We start from the raw sequence: 17,081 nt of genomic DNA, 5'->3' as shown, positions 1-17,081 counted from the left end.
CCGCCCATGCCGGCGCCAGGATGGGCTCCAGATCCACCGATCAACGAGCCGGAACCCGACAGGCTGCCCGATGAGGCGCCAGTCCCCAATCCGGATGAGACAAACAGACCGCCCGTGTACATGCCGCCAGGAAATGCGGTGTAACCGGCGGCATAGAAGAGAACGACATGACAGTATCGAGTAAGAGCATGCCGAGCAGCGTTGCAGCTCGGTCCCAGCAGCCATCCGAGTTCAAACCGTGCCTTTGGAAGCTGCTGGTAGTGACCGCCGGTATCCTGGCCTCCGTATTCGTTGCCATGCAGATGGTCGACGACACCTATGTCGGTTCGTTCGATACCAAGGTCTCCACGCAGCAGACCCAGAAGGCCGGCTAAGCCTTTTGAAGACCGCTTAGGAAGCCGGAGCGGGAACAAAAACCGAAATCGTGGCGTTCATCCGTCAGAAATGACGAGGTGGCGCAAGGTGGACGTGAGCAATTTTTCCAATTCTGATCTGATTGATCCGGTGCTTCATCGCACGCGGGTCATAAAGCCCGGCAGAAACGTCTGGCGCTCGGCGAAAGCGGAACGCGTTGCGTTCCTGATAGACGGCGAAGACTATTTCCTCCGTCTCGACGACGTGCTGCGTCAGGCGAAAAGATCGATCTTCATCGTCGGCTGGGACTTCAATCCTGACATCCGCTTGCGCCCGCGGGATGAGGGTTCGGAAACGATCGGCACGCTGCTGCGCCGCATGGTCGAGGAGAAGCCGGAACTCGAAATCCGCATTCTCGTCTGGGGCATGGGACCGATCTATTCCGGCAAGAGTTTTCGGATGTTCGGCAAGATTGACTGGGCGGATCATCCGCGCATCGATCTGCGCTTCGACTTCCGCCACCCTTTAAGGGCAAGCCACCACCAGAAGATCGTCGCGATAGACGACAAGACCGCCTTTCTCGGCGGCATTGACCTGACGGCCCGACGCTGGGACGACAGAGAGCACATGATCGTCAATCCTGATCGCGTCTCGCCGGATGGCACCTCCTATGGCCCTGTCCACGACATGCAAACCATCGTCACGGGTGACATGGCAAAGCTGATCGGCGATGTCGCGCGCCGCCGGTGGAGGAAGACTCATGGCGAGGAACTTGCACCCGTTGACGTACCCGGCCCCGCGCCCTGGCCGTCCGATCTCAAGCCAGCACTCACCTATTGCCTGACCGGCCTGGCGCTGACCGAGCCATGGAAGTGGAAAGGCCGCCGCGGTCATCGCGAGGCTATCCGCCTGACCCACGATGCGCTGAAGGCAGCCGAAAGGCATCTCTACATCGAGACACAATATCTCGCCTCCTTCGGCGTGGCGCGAACGCTGGCACGGCGCCTGCGTAAACAGAACGGCCCCGAGATCGTCGTGCTCGTCACCCGCGAATCCCACGGCTTTCTCGAAAAGCTGATGATGGGCCATAACCGCACACGGCTGATCCGCCGGCTGAAACGCGCCGACCGATATGACCGGCTCAGGGTCTTTTATGCGGTGACGCCGGACGAAAGGGGTGGCGAGCGGGAGATTATCGTCCATTCCAAGCTGATCATCGCCGACGACCATTTCGTCCGTGTCGGCTCTTCCAACCTCAACAACCGCTCGGAAGGCCTCGATACAGAGAGCGATCTGGCGATGGAACCGCAGGATGCCGCCGGCCGCGCCGCCATTGCGGAACTGCGGATCGATCTGCTTGCCGAACACCTGGCGGCCGATCCCGCGCTGGTGCGCCAGCATTTCGAAGAGACCGGATCGCTGATCCGCACGATCGAGATGCTGAACGTCAATGGCCGGCATCTGAAGCCCTTCGACGTGGATGTCGAAAAGGGCGAGACCGAATCCATCCCCGGCACCAGCATCATCGATCCGAAACAGCCTTTCTGGCCGGTCCCGCAGATTCAGGCCGGTTTCCGCCGCCTCGTCTCGCGCTTCTCACCCCATCGAATGTTTTGAAAAGCTGTCCGGGCGGCGTCGATAATAAGCCTCGCTGGCAAGAAATGTCGGCAGGCCGATCATCAGTGGCAAGAAGAAATAGAGTACCCGGAAGGCGACGAGCGCACCGATGATCTTGGCGCCGGGAATAATGCCGAGCATCGTCGCCTCCAGCACGCCGAGCCCGCCCGGAACATGGCTGATGAGTGAAGCGACATTGGCCGTGACATAGGCGCCGGCGACCTCGAAATAGGTGATCTCGCCAAACACCGCCATGAGCTGATGGATGGCTGCCGCGACACAGGCAAAATTCAGCGTGCCGATGCCGATCTGCGCCATCGCCAGACCGGGCGACGGCGGATCGAGACGCCATTTGCGGAACCGCACCGGGATCCTGAAGAGGCAGACAAGCAGATATGCAACCGGACCGGCGAGGCAGGCAAGACCTGCGGCCACCCTCGTCTCCTGACCGATACCGAAAAGATCCGTATCCGGTCCGAGATCGAGAAGCAGTACGATCGCGGCAAGGCTCGAAAGCCCCAGCCCCACGGTAATTCCGCAAAAGCCGATGACCTTGGCGATCTCCCCACCCGTCAGCCCCCAGCGAGAATAGAACCGGTAACGCACCGCACCGCTGCTGAGCGCCGCCATGCCGACATTATGGCCGATCGACAGAGCACAGAAGGATGCAAGCGCCGCCTGCCTCCAGACAAGTGGCCTTTTGACATAACGGACCGCAAGCGTGTCGAAGCCGGTGAGGCATAGATAGGATGCCGCGACGAAGATCAGCGCGGCGCCGAGCCTGTCGAGAGGGATCGCTTGCGCCGCATCCGCCACTTCATCGAACGTATAGCGACCAAGGCTGCGATAGACGAGAAACGCAGCAATGCAGACAGCAGCAAGGACACCCAGTTGTAAAATATGCTTCCTGCCGATCATCATGCCTCCTGCCTTCTTACAGGTGGGGAACGAAAACGCGCGACAGGTGTTCCCAGCCCTATGCAATCACCACCCGCCAGATCGCCGGCTTCCCGTCGCCTGAAACTTCTGACCTATAATGTGCACAGTTGTATCGGCACCGATCGCCGGCTTGCGCCGGAGCGCGTTGCCGAAGTAATCGCCGCGGCGCAACCGGATATCATCGGCCTGCAGGAACTCGATGTCGGACGGAGACGAACCGGCGGTATCGATCAGGCCCACACGATCGCCGAAACCCTCAAGATGAAGCATCATTTCCACGCTGCCCTCGATGTCGAGGAAGAACGCTACGGCGATGCGATCCTGACTGCCCTGCCGGCGGAACTGGTCAAGGCAGGTCCTCTGCCTTCGGTGGGGGAACAGCGTGGCGCAATCTGGATCGAAGTCGAGGTCGGTGAAACGCGCCTGCAGGTCATCAATACCCATCTGGGCCTGAGACGCATCGACCGGATGCGTCAGGCGGAAATCCTGCTCGGTCCGGAATGGCTGGGTAGTGACCATATGTCCGACCAGCCGGTCGTTATGCTCGGCGATTTCAACTCGATCCCCTCCAGCCCGCCCTATAAGCGGCTTGCCGGTGCCTTGACGGATGTGCGCACCCATATGGCCGGGCAATTGCGCCCGACCTTCCCATCACGCTTTCCGCTGCTAAGGCTCGACCACATATTTGCATCGAAGGAAGTTTCGGTGACAGGGGTAGAGGTCATTGCCAACCCTCTCGCAAGGCTCGCTTCGGACCATCTGCCGCTTCTGGCGACAATCGAAATCTAGTGCAGCAGCTTCTGAAGCCGTCGCGCCTGTTTCAGGAACTGCGTAACTGCCCGATCGTCCGGCGGCTCGCTGGTTGAAGAAACCCGGGCGACACGGACGGAATGTGCACCGATCTCGCCGAGCCGCTGCAGCACCAGCTGGAGAATGGATGCCTCAACCCCATGATCGACGATCACCACGTGTTTTCCGGCATGATCGTGGCAGGGGCCATCATTATCGCCGAGATACATGACGTGGCGGCGTTCGAGATCCCACAGCTGTCGTTGGCGCTCGGTATTGAGATAACCCGGAGGCACATGCGACGCGCGCGCCAAATCCTCATCGATCACGACCTGCGGCACTTCGAAATCGAGAACCGCGCCGATCGTCTTTTCGGGGTGACCCGGCGCAGGAATTCGCCCGACAAGCAGAAGGTCCAGCTCGCAACCGAGACGCTGCGCGGCATCAAAGGCAAGATCGACGCTTTCGGGAGAAAGTGCCACAAGCACGATACGCTCCAGAGAAAGCGCCGAAAGCTGGTCAGCCAGCTCGCGTCCCGCCAGGTTACGCCCGGTGACACCGGATGGATGGGGCTCAGCCTGCATGAAATTCCTCCTCCCAGAGTTATTCGTATTCTCAAGGACAAAGCGGTAACATCAGCCGATTGTTCCGACAGCATAACACGAAAACGGGATTTAGCTGCGAGAAAGGACGACCAGATATCGTGCTGGCAACGGGCCACGGTTCGAGAAAGCGCAATCGCTGGGAGGGCCGAGCAGAAGGCAATCGCCCGCTTTCAGCTCATGTTCCACAGCGCCTTCGGAAAAATCGAGACACCCTTCGAGTATCCAGATCTGTTGCTGCTGAAAGGCGAAGGCTGAGGCGGGATAGGTGATGCGGGCACCTGCAGGTAACTGGACTTCTATCAGCTCTGCCGGCGCACCGGCGGGCGAAATCGCTCTTCTGAGATAACCCGTCTCGGGATCCGTCCAGATCGATTGCCTTTCCGAAAGGCTCAACCTTTCGGCAGCCTTTTCGGCCGATGCGATCAGAACCGACAGGGGCACGCCGAAAGCACCGGAAAGCCTGCCGAGCACTGTCGCAGTCGGGCTTGCCTCCCGGCGCTCGATCTTGCTGATCATTGCCTTGGATACGCCTGATCGCTGGGCGAGATCGGCAAGCGACCATTTCCGCGCCTCCCTCTCCTGCTTAAGCATGAAAGCTATCGCGTCCGCAGGATCACGCTCCATTTCAACAACGCTCCATGCACCTGAACCGTCTCAGATAGTAGACTTCAGTTCATATAGGAGACAAGCGACTTCCACAACGAAAGGACAAGACCACCGAGTTGCTGCTATACGGAACTTATTCAGTCGTATAATAACGGCAGGATCGGCAGCAAGAAAAAGAGCGTGAGGACGATATGGCACCAGCCCGCCGCTCCTATACCCGCGCCAGCGAGGCTGAGCGCCGCGAAGACCTGATCCTGGCGACGCTCGACTGCATAGCGGAAGTCGGCATTCAGGGTGCCACGGTGCGCCAGATCGCCAACCGCGCCGGTGTGACGGCTGGCCTCATCCGGCATTACTTCACCGGCAAGGACCAGATGCTGGAGGCGGCATACCGCGCCGTGATGAACGGCATGACACAGACCGCGATCGAGGCCGCCCGCGAGGACGAGGCGCCAAGGGCACGGCTTCGCCGTTTCATCATCGCCAACCTGACGCCGCCTGTAACCGACAGCCGAACATTATCGCTCTGGGCCGCCTTCATCAGCCACATCCAGATAGACCCGAGTTTTGCCGCCATTCACCGTGACAACTATCTCGCGTTTTTGCGGGAAGTCGAAACACTTCTGTCGACATTCTTCGATGAGCGCGGCACCGCGCTTTCGCCAAAACAATGCCGCAGCTTTGCGATCTCGCTAAACGCGCTGATCGACGGATTGTGGCTGGAAGGCACGCTTGCCGCCGATCTGTTTGACGAACACGAACTCGCCGATGCGGCGCTTGCCTCCGTTGAGGCGCTGTTGAGATTGACCCCGGGCGAACTGGCCTTGGAAAAGTAAGGAAACCACGCATGCGTTATGCCTCGATCACCGACCGCCTTGCCCATCTCGGCTCCGGCCGCTGGGCCCTGCATCTCACCGCCCGACGGATGAAGGCGGAAGGCGAGGAGATCATCGAACTGACGATCGGCGAGCCGGATGTGGCGCCCGACAAGGCTCTGCTGGATGAGGCTTCGCGTGCCATGTATGCCGGTCGCACGCGCTATTCCAACGGCCGTGGCGAACCCGCAGTCCTGAAAGCACTGGTCGAAAAATATTCGAAGCGCCGCAACGGCGTAACTGAAAAGAATTTCCTCTGCTTCCCCGGTACCCAGACAGCGCTTTACGGCGTGATGACCGGCCTTGTGGAAGCGGGCGACGGCGTGCTGGTCGGCGATCCGCTTTATGCGACCTATGAAGGCGTGATCGCCTCGACCGGCGCCCACATGATCCCGGTACCGCTCAGGCCGGAGAAGAAATTCCATCTTCAGGCCGAGGATCTGGAGCGCGCCATCACGCCGGAAGCGCGCGTGCTGCTTCTGAACACACCGCATAACCCGACCGGCGCCGTGCTGACCAAAGCCGAGATCGCCGCTATCGGTGAAGTCTGCCGCAGCCGAGATCTCTGGATCATCTCCGACGAAGTGTATGAACAGCTGATCTTCGACGGCACCGAGTTCGCCTCGCCCTTCGATATGCCGGAACTGGCCGAGCGGACGATTGCCGTCTCCTCCATCTCGAAATCCCATGCGGCACCCGGTTTCCGCTCCGGCTGGGCCGCCGGTCCGGAAGAATTCTGCGAACGGCTTCTGCCGGTCTCCGAAACCATGCTCTTCGGCGTGCAGCCCTTCATCTCCGACATGACGGCGCTGGCGCTTTCTAAGCATTTCGACACCGCCGACGTGATGCGCGAGAATTACGCCCGCCGCGCCGCAATCGTCGAAAAGGCGTTTGCCGGCAGCAATCTGGTAAAACCCATGCCTCCCGAAGGTGGCATGTTTATCCTGCTCGACGTGACGGCAACGGGCCTCAACGGCGAGGAATTCGCCTGGGAACTGCTGCGCGAGGAAAAGGTCGCGGTTATGCCGGGCACTTCCTTCGGCGATCAGGCTGCAGGTTTTCTGCGCATCTCGCTGACCGTGCCGGAGGACGTGCTGGAAACCGCGATGCAGCGGATCGGCGAACTGGCCGGACGCATCGTTGCACATAAGGAAGCGCCGCTGCATATCCGCTGATCGGAACCTGGCGAAGGCTTCTTACAGTTTTCCCGCCAGCCACAGAATACAGAAGACAAATCCGCCGATCGCCATGAAGGACGACAGGATCGTCGCAAGGATAAGGGCGACGAGATAAAGCCCCGGCACATGCGGCGAGACTTCCAACTGGAAGCTCTCCCGTATCGTCTCCGGATTGACGCAGGTGATCTCGAAATCACCGGGCGTGGGGCATTCGAATGCTCCCAGCGGAAACGATTTGCGACCGCTCATATCCGTGCGCTCGGTTCGAAACAGCGAACGGCCATAGGAGCGATAGTCAAGCTCGACACCTGATGGCTGCTGCGTGATAGAAAAGCGGGCCGAAAAATAGGAAACCCCGGTGATGAACGTCATTGCCGGAATGACGACGCTGACCACATACCGCCCCGCGATCGGCAGGTTCATGCGGTATGGCGTGCTTCCTGCCGGGAAGCGGTATTTCACCTTCGGAGAAATGATCTTCCACAGTCTCGAAATACAGCGAACGAGCAGATAAATGCCCGCCACTGCAAAAAGTGGCGATGCAGCACCAATGAAAACCGGATTCGTCATGCGGCAAGGTTAGCGCAGTGAGGCGCACATTTCCAACTGAAGCGCCAACCTAACGCCTGCTCCGGCCATCACGTCAAACCGTGTCAGCCCGCATCACCGGCATCGGCGACACGCTCGTCGCGCTCGACAGCATCAGCCCCGACGCCGCATGCCTTGCGGGCCTTGTTGAGTTCGATACTCTCTGCGCTCGGTCTTGTCTTGAACATGGCCTCGCCGGTGCCGCAACTGCTGGCGACACTTGGCTGGCTGCTGCCGAAGCGGGTGGCTTCTTCCGATGTGCTTCCACGGGTCATCATGTCCTCCTCCAGGCTAATGCGATAACACCGCAGGCCGGCAGAGGGTTCCAATGTCGGCCGCACGGGATGTGCCAACACTCCCGCGGATGCCCCGCGGGAGTTTTTGCAGACTGTCGGGCGGCTGCGGCTTGTCTTACTTCCACAAGCCATGGCGTTTCGCGAAAGTCTCGAACAGCGCCAGATGCGGAAGATCCTTGCCATTTTCGATCAGCCCATGCCCACCGACTTCGAAGAGATGCAGTTCGGTCGGCGTCTTTTGGGCGCGCAGGGCATTGAACAGGATCAGGCTGTTTTCCGGCGCAACGGCCGGGTCGTCACCCGCATGGGCCAGGAAGGTTGGCGGCATGTCGGCGGGAAGGTTGAATTCCAGCGAGATCTTGCGCTTCTCCTCATCCGTACCGCCCTTGGGGAACATGTTCTTGACCGAGGTCTCATGCGCATAGGGCGCCATCATGGTCATCACGGGGAAGAACATGCCGGTGACAAGCGGCTTGGTCGGGAGCTTGTCGGCCTCATCGACCGGCGCATAGGTTTCGCGGCCGAAGCTTTCCGTCAGCCAGCCGGCCAGATGACCGCCTGCAGAGAAACCGGCAACGCCGACGCGGGCGGGATCGATGCCGAATTCCTTGGCGCGGTGGCGGATCAGCCGGATTGCGCGCTGGGCATCCTGCAGCGGCGCTTCCGGGCCGGCAGCCCAGCCGTCATGCGGCAGGCGGTAGGTCATGATGAAGACCGTCGAGCCCAGGCTGGCAAAGGTCTTGTCGATACTGCTGCCGGAACGGGTCACCGCGACACGCGTATAGCTGCCGCCGGGAATCATCAGGATGGCCGAGCCATCCGGCTTGGCTGGCCGCTGTACCATCAGGATCGGATTGGTGACATGCATGGCGGCCGTATCGTTCGGATCACCATCCTTCGGATTGCGCAGGATCCACTCCTCCTTCGCCGCCACTCCCGCGCTGCCCGGAACCTTGCCCTCAGGCCAGATCGGAAAACTTTCGAGCTGCGGCAGAAGCGGAAGCTTCATCCCCTGCGGTATCTCACCCGGCTTTCCCGCAACGGCAACCGGCGTCGTGCCGGAATTCTGTGCAAGTGCGGCGACCGGCAAAAGCGCAGAGGCTGCGACGGCGGTGAGAAGCTGACGGCGATCCAATAAGGCTGGCATGATCATGATTACTCCCTTTCATATGACTCCTGATGTGCAGCCTAGGGAGTAGCCGGATTGTGACAAGCGGCCGACATGCCGCAGGGCCGCAGTAGAGCCCATGCCGCGACACTGTGTCGGAGGCCAAAGTGATTGCTGTCAAATATCGGGAAAGGTCTTAAGGGGCGAGCTTTCCGCCCTGCTCCGGCCTGTCGCTTTCCTCCTCCGGCGGCTCCCAGCCAAAAACGCTGCGGCCGCCCCATTCATGCGAATGGCGAAACTCGCCGGCGATGATTTCCTTGAAATCCGGACCGGTGACGTAGCGTTCGAGGCTCCGCGCCTGGTCGTCTAGGCGACGCAAAGCCTGCAGCTCCTCTTCGCGGCCGAGCCTTGCCTTGCCAACGGCGGATTTCATAACCCTGATCGTCTCGTCATAGACTTTAAGCGGCACCGGAAACGGATGCCGGTCCTTGCCGCCATGGGCGAGTGAGAAACGCGCAGGATCGGAAAAACGGCAGGGCGCACCATGCACGACTTCCGCCACCATGGCGAGCGCCGAAACGGTGCGGGCGCCGACACCGGGCGTCATCAGCAGATCCTCGAAATCCTTTGGCCCACGATCGGCAGCGGCGGCGAGAGTGCCGTGAAGGCGTCGCATGTTGACATCCTCTTCGCGGACATCGTGATGCTCCGGCATGATCAGATGCGGCAACATCGGCTGCGCTGAGGGTTTCCTCATCCGCGAGGGATCGAGCGAAATGACTTCGCGGACTATTCTGTCCGGCCCGAGCGAGGCAAGCAGATCGAGCTGGCCGCTGCGCGAGGCAAGCGCCCGGTGATCCGCCAGATTGACGATCTCGCCCTGCCCTCTGCCTTCGATGGCCGCATGGGGTGAATCGAGAAAGCTCTTCAACCCCTCCGAATGCCAGTGATAGCGCCGCGCCTGTCGCCGCGCATCGTTCATGCCCTGCTGCACAACCACCCATTTGCCGTCATCGGTGACGATGAAACCGTGCAGATAAAGATCGAACCCGTCCTGCACGGCGGCACTGTCCACCTTGGCGACGAGCTTGCTGGTCTGGGCGAGGGCCCCGCCGTCGATGCCGACGCGATTGCCGATGGCGATCAGTTCCTCCGGCGTCTGGCGCGAGTTCCTGCCGCGACCGCCGCATACATGGATGCCGAGTTCGCCGGATAAAGGCGTCAGCCCGCGCTTCAACGCGCCGATGACGCTGGTGGTAATGCCCGACGAATGCCAGTCCATACCCATCACCGCCCCGAAAGACTGGAACCAGAAGGGATGCGCCATCCGCGCCAGCAATTCGTCACGGCCGTAGTGGATGATGATCGCTTCGGTGATCACCGCACCGAGCCGGGTCATGCGTTCGCCGAGCCACCGGGGAACCCGGCCGCTGTGAAGCGGAAGATCGGCGCTGCCTGAACGTTGAGCCATGCCCCGTTATAGGCGCGCCGTGCCGATTACGACAGCGAAAAGTTCTTCAAACGTTCCGTCAGTCGACCGATCGTCTCGGCATCCGCATTGGCAAAGGCAAAGCGCAGATAATTCTGCTGGCCCTCGCCGAAATAGACGCCCGGAATGCAGGTGATGCCGGCACGTTTGGCAAGCTTTTCCGCGACTTCCGCCGAACCGACACCGGCAAACGGATGCCGCACGAAGGCGAAATAGGCGCCGATTGCATCGAGCTTCCAATCGGGAAGCTGCTCCATGACGGCCTTCAAAGCCTCGGCGCGGCGGCCGATTTCCTGCCGGTTTTCCTCACGCCATCCGGCGAGCAGCGGCAATGCTGCGGCAACGGCACCCTGGGCAGCACGCGGCGCGCAGATCTGCAGGTTGTCCATGATCTTGGCGACCTGCCCGATCACCGCTTCGCTCGCCGTGATCGCACCGAGGCGGTGGCCGGGAATGCAGAAGGATTTCGAGAAACTGTAGAGGCTGATCAGCGTCTCTTCCCAGCCTGCGAGATTGAACAGGCCGTGCGGCTTCTGGCCCGCCTCGGGAAGGAAATCGCGATAGGTTTCGTCGAGGATCAGCCAGATGCCTTTCTGCTGGCAGAGCTTGAAGATCGTCTCGAGCAGCGCCGGCGGATAGATCGCACCGGTCGGATTGTTGGGCGAAACGAGCGCGAGCGCCTTCACCTCGGACGTGATCGCCGCCTCGATCGCGGAAAGCTCGGGCAGGAAACCGTCTTCCGCCTTGCAGGGCACGAAGGCGGTCTTGATGCCCATCATCGCCAAAGTGGTTTCGTGGTTGAAATAGAAGGGTTCGGTCATCAGCACCGTGTTGCCGGGACCCGCCACCGTCATCGCGGCGCAGACAAAGGCCTGGTTACAGCCGGAAGTGACATGCGTATTGGCAGCCGCGAGCGGAGCCCCATAGACATCGGCGACATGCGCACCATAGGCGTCACGCAGCGATTGGTCGCCTTCGATCGGACCATAACCGGTATAGGTGATGGACGAAGCCGTCTCGCCGAGCAGCCGCAGCATCTCGGGATGCGCCGGATAACCGGGCACGGCCTGCGAAAGATCGATCAGCGGCCCTTTCGCGCCATCATAGGCGCGGCCCCATGCGGCAACCGAAGGAACGGGCGGAAGCGAAAGCTTGTCGACGAGCGGATTGAAGCGGGAATTTGAGGCGAGCATGATGTTCCGGAGAAGATTTTAAAAGACAGGCAATTGAATTGCTCCTTTTCTTCATCAGATTATCCGATGACGCAAGCGGAACCGCATTGAACATCGCCTCCGGCACCCACGAGAGAACCGCAAATGGCCGACGACACCCCGGCACGGCAAGATTCCAAGCTGACCATCACCAAGCGCAAATGGGCCGATGAAGGAAAATTCCTCACCGGCCACCATGCCCGGCCGGAAACCGACAGGCTGCCGCCCGGCCAGCATCTGGTGAAAAACTGGCCGGTGCTTGATCTCGGCCAGCAGCCAAGCATTTCCACGGCTCAATGGAAACTTGAGGTCCACGGCTTCGTCAACAATCCTGTGACGCTCGACTGGGCCGCATTCCGGGCCCTGCCGCAGTCGGACATGCTCTCCGATATCCACTGCGTGACCACATGGTCGCGCTACGACAACAACTGGAAGGGTGTCTCCACCCGCGATTTCCTCGATCTCGTCGATCCGAGGGAGGAGGCTCATTCGGTGATGCTGACGAGCTACGACGGCTACACGACGAACCTTCTGCTTTCGGACTTTTCCTCGCCCGATGCGATCATCGTCACCGACTGGGAAGGCGCGCCGCTGACGGAAGAACACGGCGGCCCCGTGCGCCTCGTCGTGCCGCATCTCTATTTCTGGAAAAGCGCCAAATGGCTGAAAAGGATCGATTTCAACGGCATGGATCATGCCGGCTTCTGGGAGAAAAACGGCTATCACATGCGCGGTGATCCGTGGGCGGAAGAGCGGTATTCGGAGGATTGAAAGCCGGTCGCGTTATGGCATCAGAGGATGCAGTCGCGACGTCTCAGCAGATTGCAATTTTCACGAGAGTAATTACAGATCAACACCATAGATAATTCAGTCTATTTCCAGAAAGCTATTTATGCGCCTGATTGTGGTTTTCCTCCTGAGCCTGTTTGTCGCGGGCTGCAGTCCCCTGTCCAAACGTATAGGAACCGTACTGGTCAGAACCGACGCGAATGGCAAAATGGCATCCGTATCCATGCGGGATTCAACGGGCAATCCCAAAGCCGATGCACGGTACATGCAGTATGCGCGAACGACATTTCCTTCTCGGATGCCGAATGCCAAACCCAATACGGGATACACCTACCCAGTCCACGGAGATCCCAGCGTCACTTCGGGAAATGTCATTGCCTGGCGCCAGCTAGGGAGATGAGAACCGCGGAAATCTATGCTGCCATCTACGGACTGGTTTTTCCGCCTTAAGTCGCGTGAACAAGCCCTTATTTCCTGCTCGCTCGACATATCGCATTTCACGCATGACATTCACCCTGCTTCCGGTTTAAAACGAAGAGGACTTCCAATTCGGAGGCTCCTCCATTCAAACCAGTGACTTGATGCCAAGCGTCAGGTGACGATCGCGCAGGAGCATGACTTTGGCCTCGGCCACGCCGGAAAATGCAGATCAGACACCGCCGAAACTGCGTGCGGATGCACGCCGCAATCGCGACAAGCTGATTGAAATCGCCGCTCAGGCCTTTGCCGACAATGGCGTAGAGACCTCGCTGGAACATATCGCCCGCAAGGCCGGCGTCGGCATCGGCACGCTTTACAGGCATTTTCCGACACGCGAACATCTGGTCGAGGTCGTTTATCGGCGAGAGCTGCAGAATCTGGCGGATGCGGCTGACGAACTGTCGCGCACCGAATCCGCCGACATCGCGCTCGAACAATGGATGCGCCGCTTCGTCAATTACATGGCGACCAAGCGCGGCATGGCGAGCAGCCTGAAGATCATCGCCAGCTCCAACTCCACCATGTTCGCCGAAGGTTTCGGGCGGATCCGCTCATCCTTCGACAAGCTTTTGACGGCCGCGCAGGAACAGAACCTCATTCGCAAGGATATAGGGCAGTCGGACCTGATGCACGCCATGTCCAGCATCTATTCCATCCCCGACACGCCCGAATGGCGCGACAGCGCCAATCGCCTAATCGGCCTCCTGATGGACGGATTGCGCGTTCAGCGCTGAACCATAATCGAGATACAAAAACGGCCCGGAAAACCGGGCCGCTTCTCTTTGATGGAGAACGTCGCGCCGTTATTCGGCGGCGACTTCCTTGTAGTCCCGGTAATAGGACAGGTAGTTGCTGCGCAGACGCTCCGGCGCACCCGGATCTGCATATTTGTGCAGTTCGGAAAGATCCGTCTTGTTGAGGATGACGCCGATCGTCTTCGCCGCGATCTGCGGTTCCGACTGCAGCACGCTCTGCACCGCCTTCGCCGGCGTCGCGCCCCATTCGGTGACGAACACGAAGGCATCCGCGTAAGGCTCGAACGCCTTGGCATCGATAACCGGGATAAGCGGCGCAAGGTCGACGACAATAACGTCAAACGTGTCCTTGATGCTTTCCAGGAACTGGCTCATGCCGCTGGAAGCCAGAAGCTCGCTCGTATGGGTAACCTGACGGCCACGCGTCGTCATCGGCAGGATGGTGAGGCGCGAACGGCGGTCGACACGGGCAACGCTGGTCCACGACGTCTTGTTGAGGATGACGTCGACGAGACCGACTTCCGGCTCGCTTGCCAGCATCTTCGAAAGACCCGGATTGCGAAGGTCGGCGTCGATGACCAGTGTACGAGCGCCGCTCGATGCGATCAGGCCAGCAAAGTTTGCGGCAACTGTCGACTTACCCTCGCCCGGCAGGCAGGAAACGACGCCGATGACGGCGCATTTCTTGCCCTGAAGCACGATATCGCAGGCAAGCTTGGTATTGCGCAGCGTTTCGGCAAACTGCGAACGCGGAGCCTCGACCGCAACACGCATCATGCGGCGGAAGGAGATCGGATCGCCAACCGGCTGGTTGGCGGCTTCGCCCTGTTCCGGCACGGCGCTCGGCTTCGGCGCGTCTTCACGCGCGGCACCGGCAATGCGCGGCAGGTAGCCGAGGAAGCGCATGCCGAGTTTCTGCTGCACGTCTTCGCCGGTGCGGAAGAAGCGTTCACGCAGTTCCAGAACGGCGGCGGCGGCACAGCCGATCAAAAGACCGAGAATGACCGACAGCGCTATGGTCAGCGTCTTGCGTGGACTGGACGGTGATACCGGCACACCGGCATCGGAAATCACGCGCGCCTTGGCGATCGGCAGGGACTGCTGTTGCGAGGCCTGTTCGAAACGCTGCAGGTAGGACTCGTAAAGCGTTCTGAGGGCCGAGGCCTTCTGTTCCAGCTCCTGCAGCTGAACCATGTTCACATTGGCATCGGAATTGTTGCCTGCGACGCGCTGGATATTTTCCCGCATCGATTCCACGCGCGACTGGGACACGTCCAGCTCGTTCTTGAAGCTGCCCGTCAGCTGCTGCAATTCGCGGAACATCTGGTTGGTCACGTCCTGCTTTTCGGCCTTCATCGCAATCGCCTGCGGATGATCGGCGCCGAACTGCTGGATGATCGCCTGTTCGCGATCGTTGATGCCGATATAGCGCTTGCGCAGATCCTGCATCACCGTGTTGTCGGTGTCGCGGTTGGAGACGACCGCATTATGCACGGCCGCTTCCGGCCCCTTTTCGATGATTGCCTTGTACTGGTTGTAGCGGGCGGCGGCGGTTGCCGCATCAGCTTGAGCCACGATCAACTGGCTGTTCAAATCGGAGAGCTGCTGCGCTGACAGAAGTTCGCCGCGCGGGGAAATCAGCCCTTTGTCGCGCTTGAACTGTTCGACGGCGAGCGACGCCTGCTGCGAACGGGTATTCAGATCGTTCAGACGTTCCTGCAGCCAGATGCTGGCGCGTTCGGTTGCGTCGAAATTGGCGTTGAGCTGTTCCGTCAGATAGGATTCGGCATAAGTTCTGGTGATCTGCGCCGAGAGAAGCTTGTCCGGCGAGCGCACGGAAACAGCGATGACCGAGCTGCGACCGACGCGTTCGACGGTCAGCCACTGCTGGATGATCGCGGCGGCCTTTTCACGGCGACCTGCTGCGATCTGCTCTTCGGTCAAGGCCGGCGTATCTGCGGAAAAAATCGATGTGACACCGCGCAACATGCCCTTCACAAGATCGACAGGCGACTTTGGCGGGTCGACGATCAAGGCATTCTGGTCGAGCTTCGCCTTGTCAACGACGCTGAGTGCCAGTTCCTTCGACTTCAGGATTTCCACAGCACTGGACATGCGGTTGTCGAGCATCTGCGCGGACTGATTGTCCGACGCGTTTTCTTCCGCGTAACGGGACAGATTGTCGTCCATGAGAATATTCGTCATAGACGTATACATCGGCTGGGCAAAAACCAGATAAAGCCCGGCCAGAACAACCATTGCAGCAACGCAGGCACCGATCACACCCAACCGGCGCATGGCCGCAGACCACAGCTTGTCGAGGTCGATGAACGTGTCGTGGTCTTTCGGTTCCGGGGGAAATATCGTCATCGGTCGAAAGTTTACCTGATCCATTGTGTCATCCGCTCTGGGGAAAATAGTGCAGGAAAGGCGAATGTCTCGCCTTTCCCATAATCATTATGCGTCAAGCCGCGCGTACCTTGGTCGCATGAGCATCGAGCAGTTCCTGGATCGTTACTGCCAGATCGCCGCTCATGTCCGCACGCATCATCGCGAAAGCGACGTTTGCCTCGATGAAGCCGCGCTTGGATCCGCAGTCGAATGTACGTCCCTGGTAAGGATGCGCATGGAACGGCTGAACCTTCAACAGTTTCTGCATGCTGTCGGTCAGCTGGATCTCGTTGCCGGCGCCGCGCTCTTGGCTTTCGAGAAGCTCGAAGATCTGCGGCTGCAGAATATAACGACCATTGAGGTAATAGTTCGACGGCGCATCGGCCGGCTTCGGCTTTTCCACCATGCCGGTGACCTGGAAACCATGGCGAACGTCCTGACCGATGGCCACCACGCCATAGCTCGACGTCTCTTCCGGCGCGCACTGCTCAACCGCAAACACGTTACCGCCGACTTCCTCGTAAAGGTCCATCAGGCCGGACATGCAGCCACGAGCACCATAGGAAACCATGTCGGGCAGAAGCAGCGCGAACGGTTCGTCGCCGACCAACTCACGGGCGCACCAGACCGCGTGGCCGAGACCGAGCGGCACCTGCTGGCGCGTATAGCTGACGGTACCGGCGAGCGGCAGCATCTTTTCCAACTGCGCGACCTGCACGGTCTTGCCTGAGCGGGTGAGGCTGGCGATCAGTTCGGGATTGCTGTCGAAATAGTCTTCAATGGCAGTCTTGTTGCGGCTGGTGACGAAAATGATGTTTTCGATGCCTGCCTGCATGGCTTCATCAACGGCATATTGCACGACCGGACGATCGACGATCGTCAGCATTTCCTTCGGCATGGCCTTCGTCGCGGGCAGGAAGCGGGTTCCGTTGCCTGCGACAGGGATAACTGCCTTACGAACTGGTCTTTTCAAGTTCATTCCTAGTCCTTTCCAGGGGGCATACACGCCCG

17 protein-coding genes are annotated in these 17,081 nt (G+C 60.0%); 7 read left to right on the top strand and 10 right to left on the bottom strand.

What is annotated here, in order from left to right; genetic code table 11:
- Window positions 1-167 precede the first annotated feature (167 nt).
- Together MRBLMR1_RS01080 and MRBLMR1_RS01075 are read left to right on the top strand one after the other, a co-directional pair.
- Window positions 168-374: a hypothetical protein gene (locus tag MRBLMR1_RS01080; protein ID WP_148143073.1), complete on the top strand. Its 207-nt coding sequence runs from the start codon at window positions 168-170 to the stop codon at window positions 372-374.
- A gap of 88 nt (window positions 375-462) precedes the next feature.
- Entirely contained in the window at window positions 463-1,971 is a 1,509-nt protein-coding gene (locus MRBLMR1_RS01075) for a phospholipase D-like domain-containing protein (RefSeq protein WP_500063465.1), read from the top strand.
- Here MRBLMR1_RS01075 and MRBLMR1_RS01070 read toward each other — a convergent pair.
- A complete protein-coding gene (locus MRBLMR1_RS01070; RefSeq protein ID WP_148143071.1) occupies window positions 1,951-2,889 on the bottom strand; it encodes a putative bifunctional lysylphosphatidylglycerol flippase/synthetase in 939 nt (312 codons plus the stop codon). The two genes, MRBLMR1_RS01075 and MRBLMR1_RS01070, sit on opposite strands and share 21 nt — an antisense overlap.
- A 60-nt stretch (window positions 2,890-2,949) precedes the next feature.
- Here MRBLMR1_RS01070 and MRBLMR1_RS01065 point away from each other — a divergent pair, with 60 nt between their 5' ends.
- Complete coding sequence (locus MRBLMR1_RS01065) at window positions 2,950-3,699, top strand: endonuclease/exonuclease/phosphatase family protein (protein WP_148143070.1); 750 nt, start codon at window positions 2,950-2,952, stop codon at window positions 3,697-3,699.
- Here the strand turns inward: MRBLMR1_RS01065 and MRBLMR1_RS01060 are convergent.
- Both MRBLMR1_RS01060 and MRBLMR1_RS01055 read right to left on the bottom strand, forming a co-directional pair.
- Entirely contained in the window at window positions 3,696-4,283 is a 588-nt protein-coding gene (locus MRBLMR1_RS01060; protein ID WP_148143069.1) for a type I phosphoribosyltransferase, read from the bottom strand. The genes MRBLMR1_RS01065 and MRBLMR1_RS01060 overlap by 4 nt on opposite strands.
- Window positions 4,284-4,373: 90 nt before the next feature.
- Complete coding sequence (locus MRBLMR1_RS01055) at window positions 4,374-4,895, bottom strand: helix-turn-helix domain-containing protein (protein WP_500063462.1); 522 nt, start codon at window positions 4,893-4,895, stop codon at window positions 4,374-4,376.
- Window positions 4,896-5,101: 206 nt separating this feature from the next.
- Here MRBLMR1_RS01055 and MRBLMR1_RS01050 point away from each other — a divergent pair, with 206 nt between their 5' ends.
- On the top strand, window positions 5,102-5,746 hold the full coding sequence (locus MRBLMR1_RS01050; protein ID WP_148143067.1) for a TetR family transcriptional regulator C-terminal domain-containing protein: 645 nt from the start codon (window positions 5,102-5,104) through the stop codon (window positions 5,744-5,746).
- Between the two features lie 11 nt (window positions 5,747-5,757).
- On the top strand, window positions 5,758-6,960 hold the full coding sequence (locus tag MRBLMR1_RS01045; protein ID WP_148143066.1) for a pyridoxal phosphate-dependent aminotransferase: 1,203 nt from the start codon (window positions 5,758-5,760) through the stop codon (window positions 6,958-6,960).
- Between the two features lie 21 nt (window positions 6,961-6,981).
- On the opposite strand, the gene MRBLMR1_RS01040 is transcribed toward MRBLMR1_RS01045, so the two are convergent.
- The 5 genes from MRBLMR1_RS01040 to MRBLMR1_RS01020 all read right to left on the bottom strand — a co-directional run bounded on the left by MRBLMR1_RS01040 (window position 6,982) and on the right by MRBLMR1_RS01020 (window position 11,637).
- A complete protein-coding gene (locus MRBLMR1_RS01040; protein WP_148143065.1) occupies window positions 6,982-7,533 on the bottom strand; it encodes a hypothetical protein in 552 nt (183 codons plus the stop codon).
- 83 nt (window positions 7,534-7,616) lie between these two features.
- On the bottom strand, window positions 7,617-7,826 hold the full coding sequence (locus MRBLMR1_RS01035) for a hypothetical protein (RefSeq protein WP_148143064.1): 210 nt from the start codon (window positions 7,824-7,826) through the stop codon (window positions 7,617-7,619).
- Window positions 7,827-7,962: 136 nt separating this feature from the next.
- Window positions 7,963-8,994, bottom strand: coding sequence for an alpha/beta hydrolase (locus MRBLMR1_RS01030; RefSeq protein ID WP_148143063.1), 1,032 nt, complete (start codon window positions 8,992-8,994; stop codon window positions 7,963-7,965).
- Window positions 8,995-9,151: 157 nt separating this feature from the next.
- Window positions 9,152-10,426, bottom strand: coding sequence for a DUF763 domain-containing protein (locus MRBLMR1_RS01025; protein ID WP_148143062.1), 1,275 nt, complete (start codon window positions 10,424-10,426; stop codon window positions 9,152-9,154).
- Between the two features lie 26 nt (window positions 10,427-10,452).
- Window positions 10,453-11,637 carry an aminotransferase gene (locus MRBLMR1_RS01020; protein WP_148143061.1) on the bottom strand — a complete coding sequence of 395 codons (1,185 nt, stop codon included), beginning with the start codon at window positions 11,635-11,637 and terminating at the stop codon, window positions 10,453-10,455.
- Between the two features lie 123 nt (window positions 11,638-11,760).
- On the opposite strand from MRBLMR1_RS01020, the gene MRBLMR1_RS01015 reads away from it, so the two are divergent.
- Window positions 11,761-12,426 (top strand): sulfite oxidase-like oxidoreductase, encoded by a 666-nt coding sequence (locus MRBLMR1_RS01015; RefSeq protein WP_148143060.1) that lies wholly within the window; start codon window positions 11,761-11,763, stop codon window positions 12,424-12,426.
- 638 nt (window positions 12,427-13,064) lie between these two features.
- Window positions 13,065-13,658, top strand: coding sequence for a TetR/AcrR family transcriptional regulator (locus tag MRBLMR1_RS01010; RefSeq protein WP_394353636.1), 594 nt, complete (start codon window positions 13,065-13,067; stop codon window positions 13,656-13,658).
- A 69-nt stretch (window positions 13,659-13,727) separates the two neighbouring features.
- On the opposite strand, the gene MRBLMR1_RS01005 is transcribed toward MRBLMR1_RS01010, so the two are convergent.
- A complete protein-coding gene (locus tag MRBLMR1_RS01005) occupies window positions 13,728-16,073 on the bottom strand; it encodes a polysaccharide biosynthesis tyrosine autokinase (RefSeq protein WP_148143058.1) in 2,346 nt (781 codons plus the stop codon).
- Between the two features lie 70 nt (window positions 16,074-16,143).
- Window positions 16,144-17,049 carry a UTP--glucose-1-phosphate uridylyltransferase gene (locus MRBLMR1_RS01000; RefSeq protein WP_148143057.1) on the bottom strand — a complete coding sequence of 302 codons (906 nt, stop codon included), beginning with the start codon at window positions 17,047-17,049 and terminating at the stop codon, window positions 16,144-16,146.
- Window positions 17,050-17,081: the final 32 nt, after the last annotated feature.

The sequence above is a fragment of the Neorhizobium sp. LMR1-1-1.1 genome, from assembly GCF_040675795.1.
Classification (GTDB): domain Bacteria; phylum Pseudomonadota; class Alphaproteobacteria; order Rhizobiales; family Rhizobiaceae; genus Neorhizobium; species Neorhizobium cellulosilyticum.
The sequence above is the reverse complement of the archived record's forward strand: the minus strand, read 5'-3'. Positions and strand labels throughout refer to the sequence as shown.

Excerpts from the sequence above, each read along its gene's own strand:
- MRBLMR1_RS01080 (WP_148143073.1), top strand. The coding sequence starts at position 168 with ATGACAGTATCGAGTAAGAGCATGCCGAGCAGCGTTGCAGCTCGGTCC.
- MRBLMR1_RS01070 (WP_148143071.1), bottom strand. The coding sequence starts at position 2,889 with ATGATCGGCAGGAAGCATATTTTACAACTGGGTGTCCTTGCTGCTGTC.
- MRBLMR1_RS01065 (WP_148143070.1), top strand. The coding sequence starts at position 2,950 with ATGCAATCACCACCCGCCAGATCGCCGGCTTCCCGTCGCCTGAAACTT.
- MRBLMR1_RS01060 (WP_148143069.1), bottom strand. The coding sequence starts at position 4,283 with ATGCAGGCTGAGCCCCATCCATCCGGTGTCACCGGGCGTAACCTGGCG.
- MRBLMR1_RS01055 (WP_500063462.1), bottom strand. The coding sequence starts at position 4,895 with ATGCTTAAGCAGGAGAGGGAGGCGCGGAAATGGTCGCTTGCCGATCTC.
- MRBLMR1_RS01050 (WP_148143067.1), top strand. The coding sequence starts at position 5,102 with ATGGCACCAGCCCGCCGCTCCTATACCCGCGCCAGCGAGGCTGAGCGC.
- MRBLMR1_RS01045 (WP_148143066.1), top strand. The coding sequence starts at position 5,758 with ATGCGTTATGCCTCGATCACCGACCGCCTTGCCCATCTCGGCTCCGGC.
- MRBLMR1_RS01040 (WP_148143065.1), bottom strand. The coding sequence starts at position 7,533 with ATGACGAATCCGGTTTTCATTGGTGCTGCATCGCCACTTTTTGCAGTG.
- MRBLMR1_RS01035 (WP_148143064.1), bottom strand. The coding sequence starts at position 7,826 with ATGACCCGTGGAAGCACATCGGAAGAAGCCACCCGCTTCGGCAGCAGC.
- MRBLMR1_RS01030 (WP_148143063.1), bottom strand. The coding sequence starts at position 8,994 with ATGCCAGCCTTATTGGATCGCCGTCAGCTTCTCACCGCCGTCGCAGCC.
- MRBLMR1_RS01025 (WP_148143062.1), bottom strand. The coding sequence starts at position 10,426 with ATGGCTCAACGTTCAGGCAGCGCCGATCTTCCGCTTCACAGCGGCCGG.
- MRBLMR1_RS01020 (WP_148143061.1), bottom strand. The coding sequence starts at position 11,637 with ATGCTCGCCTCAAATTCCCGCTTCAATCCGCTCGTCGACAAGCTTTCG.
- MRBLMR1_RS01015 (WP_148143060.1), top strand. The coding sequence starts at position 11,761 with ATGGCCGACGACACCCCGGCACGGCAAGATTCCAAGCTGACCATCACC.
- MRBLMR1_RS01005 (WP_148143058.1), bottom strand. The coding sequence starts at position 16,073 with ATGGATCAGGTAAACTTTCGACCGATGACGATATTTCCCCCGGAACCG.
- MRBLMR1_RS01000 (WP_148143057.1), bottom strand. The coding sequence starts at position 17,049 with ATGAACTTGAAAAGACCAGTTCGTAAGGCAGTTATCCCTGTCGCAGGC.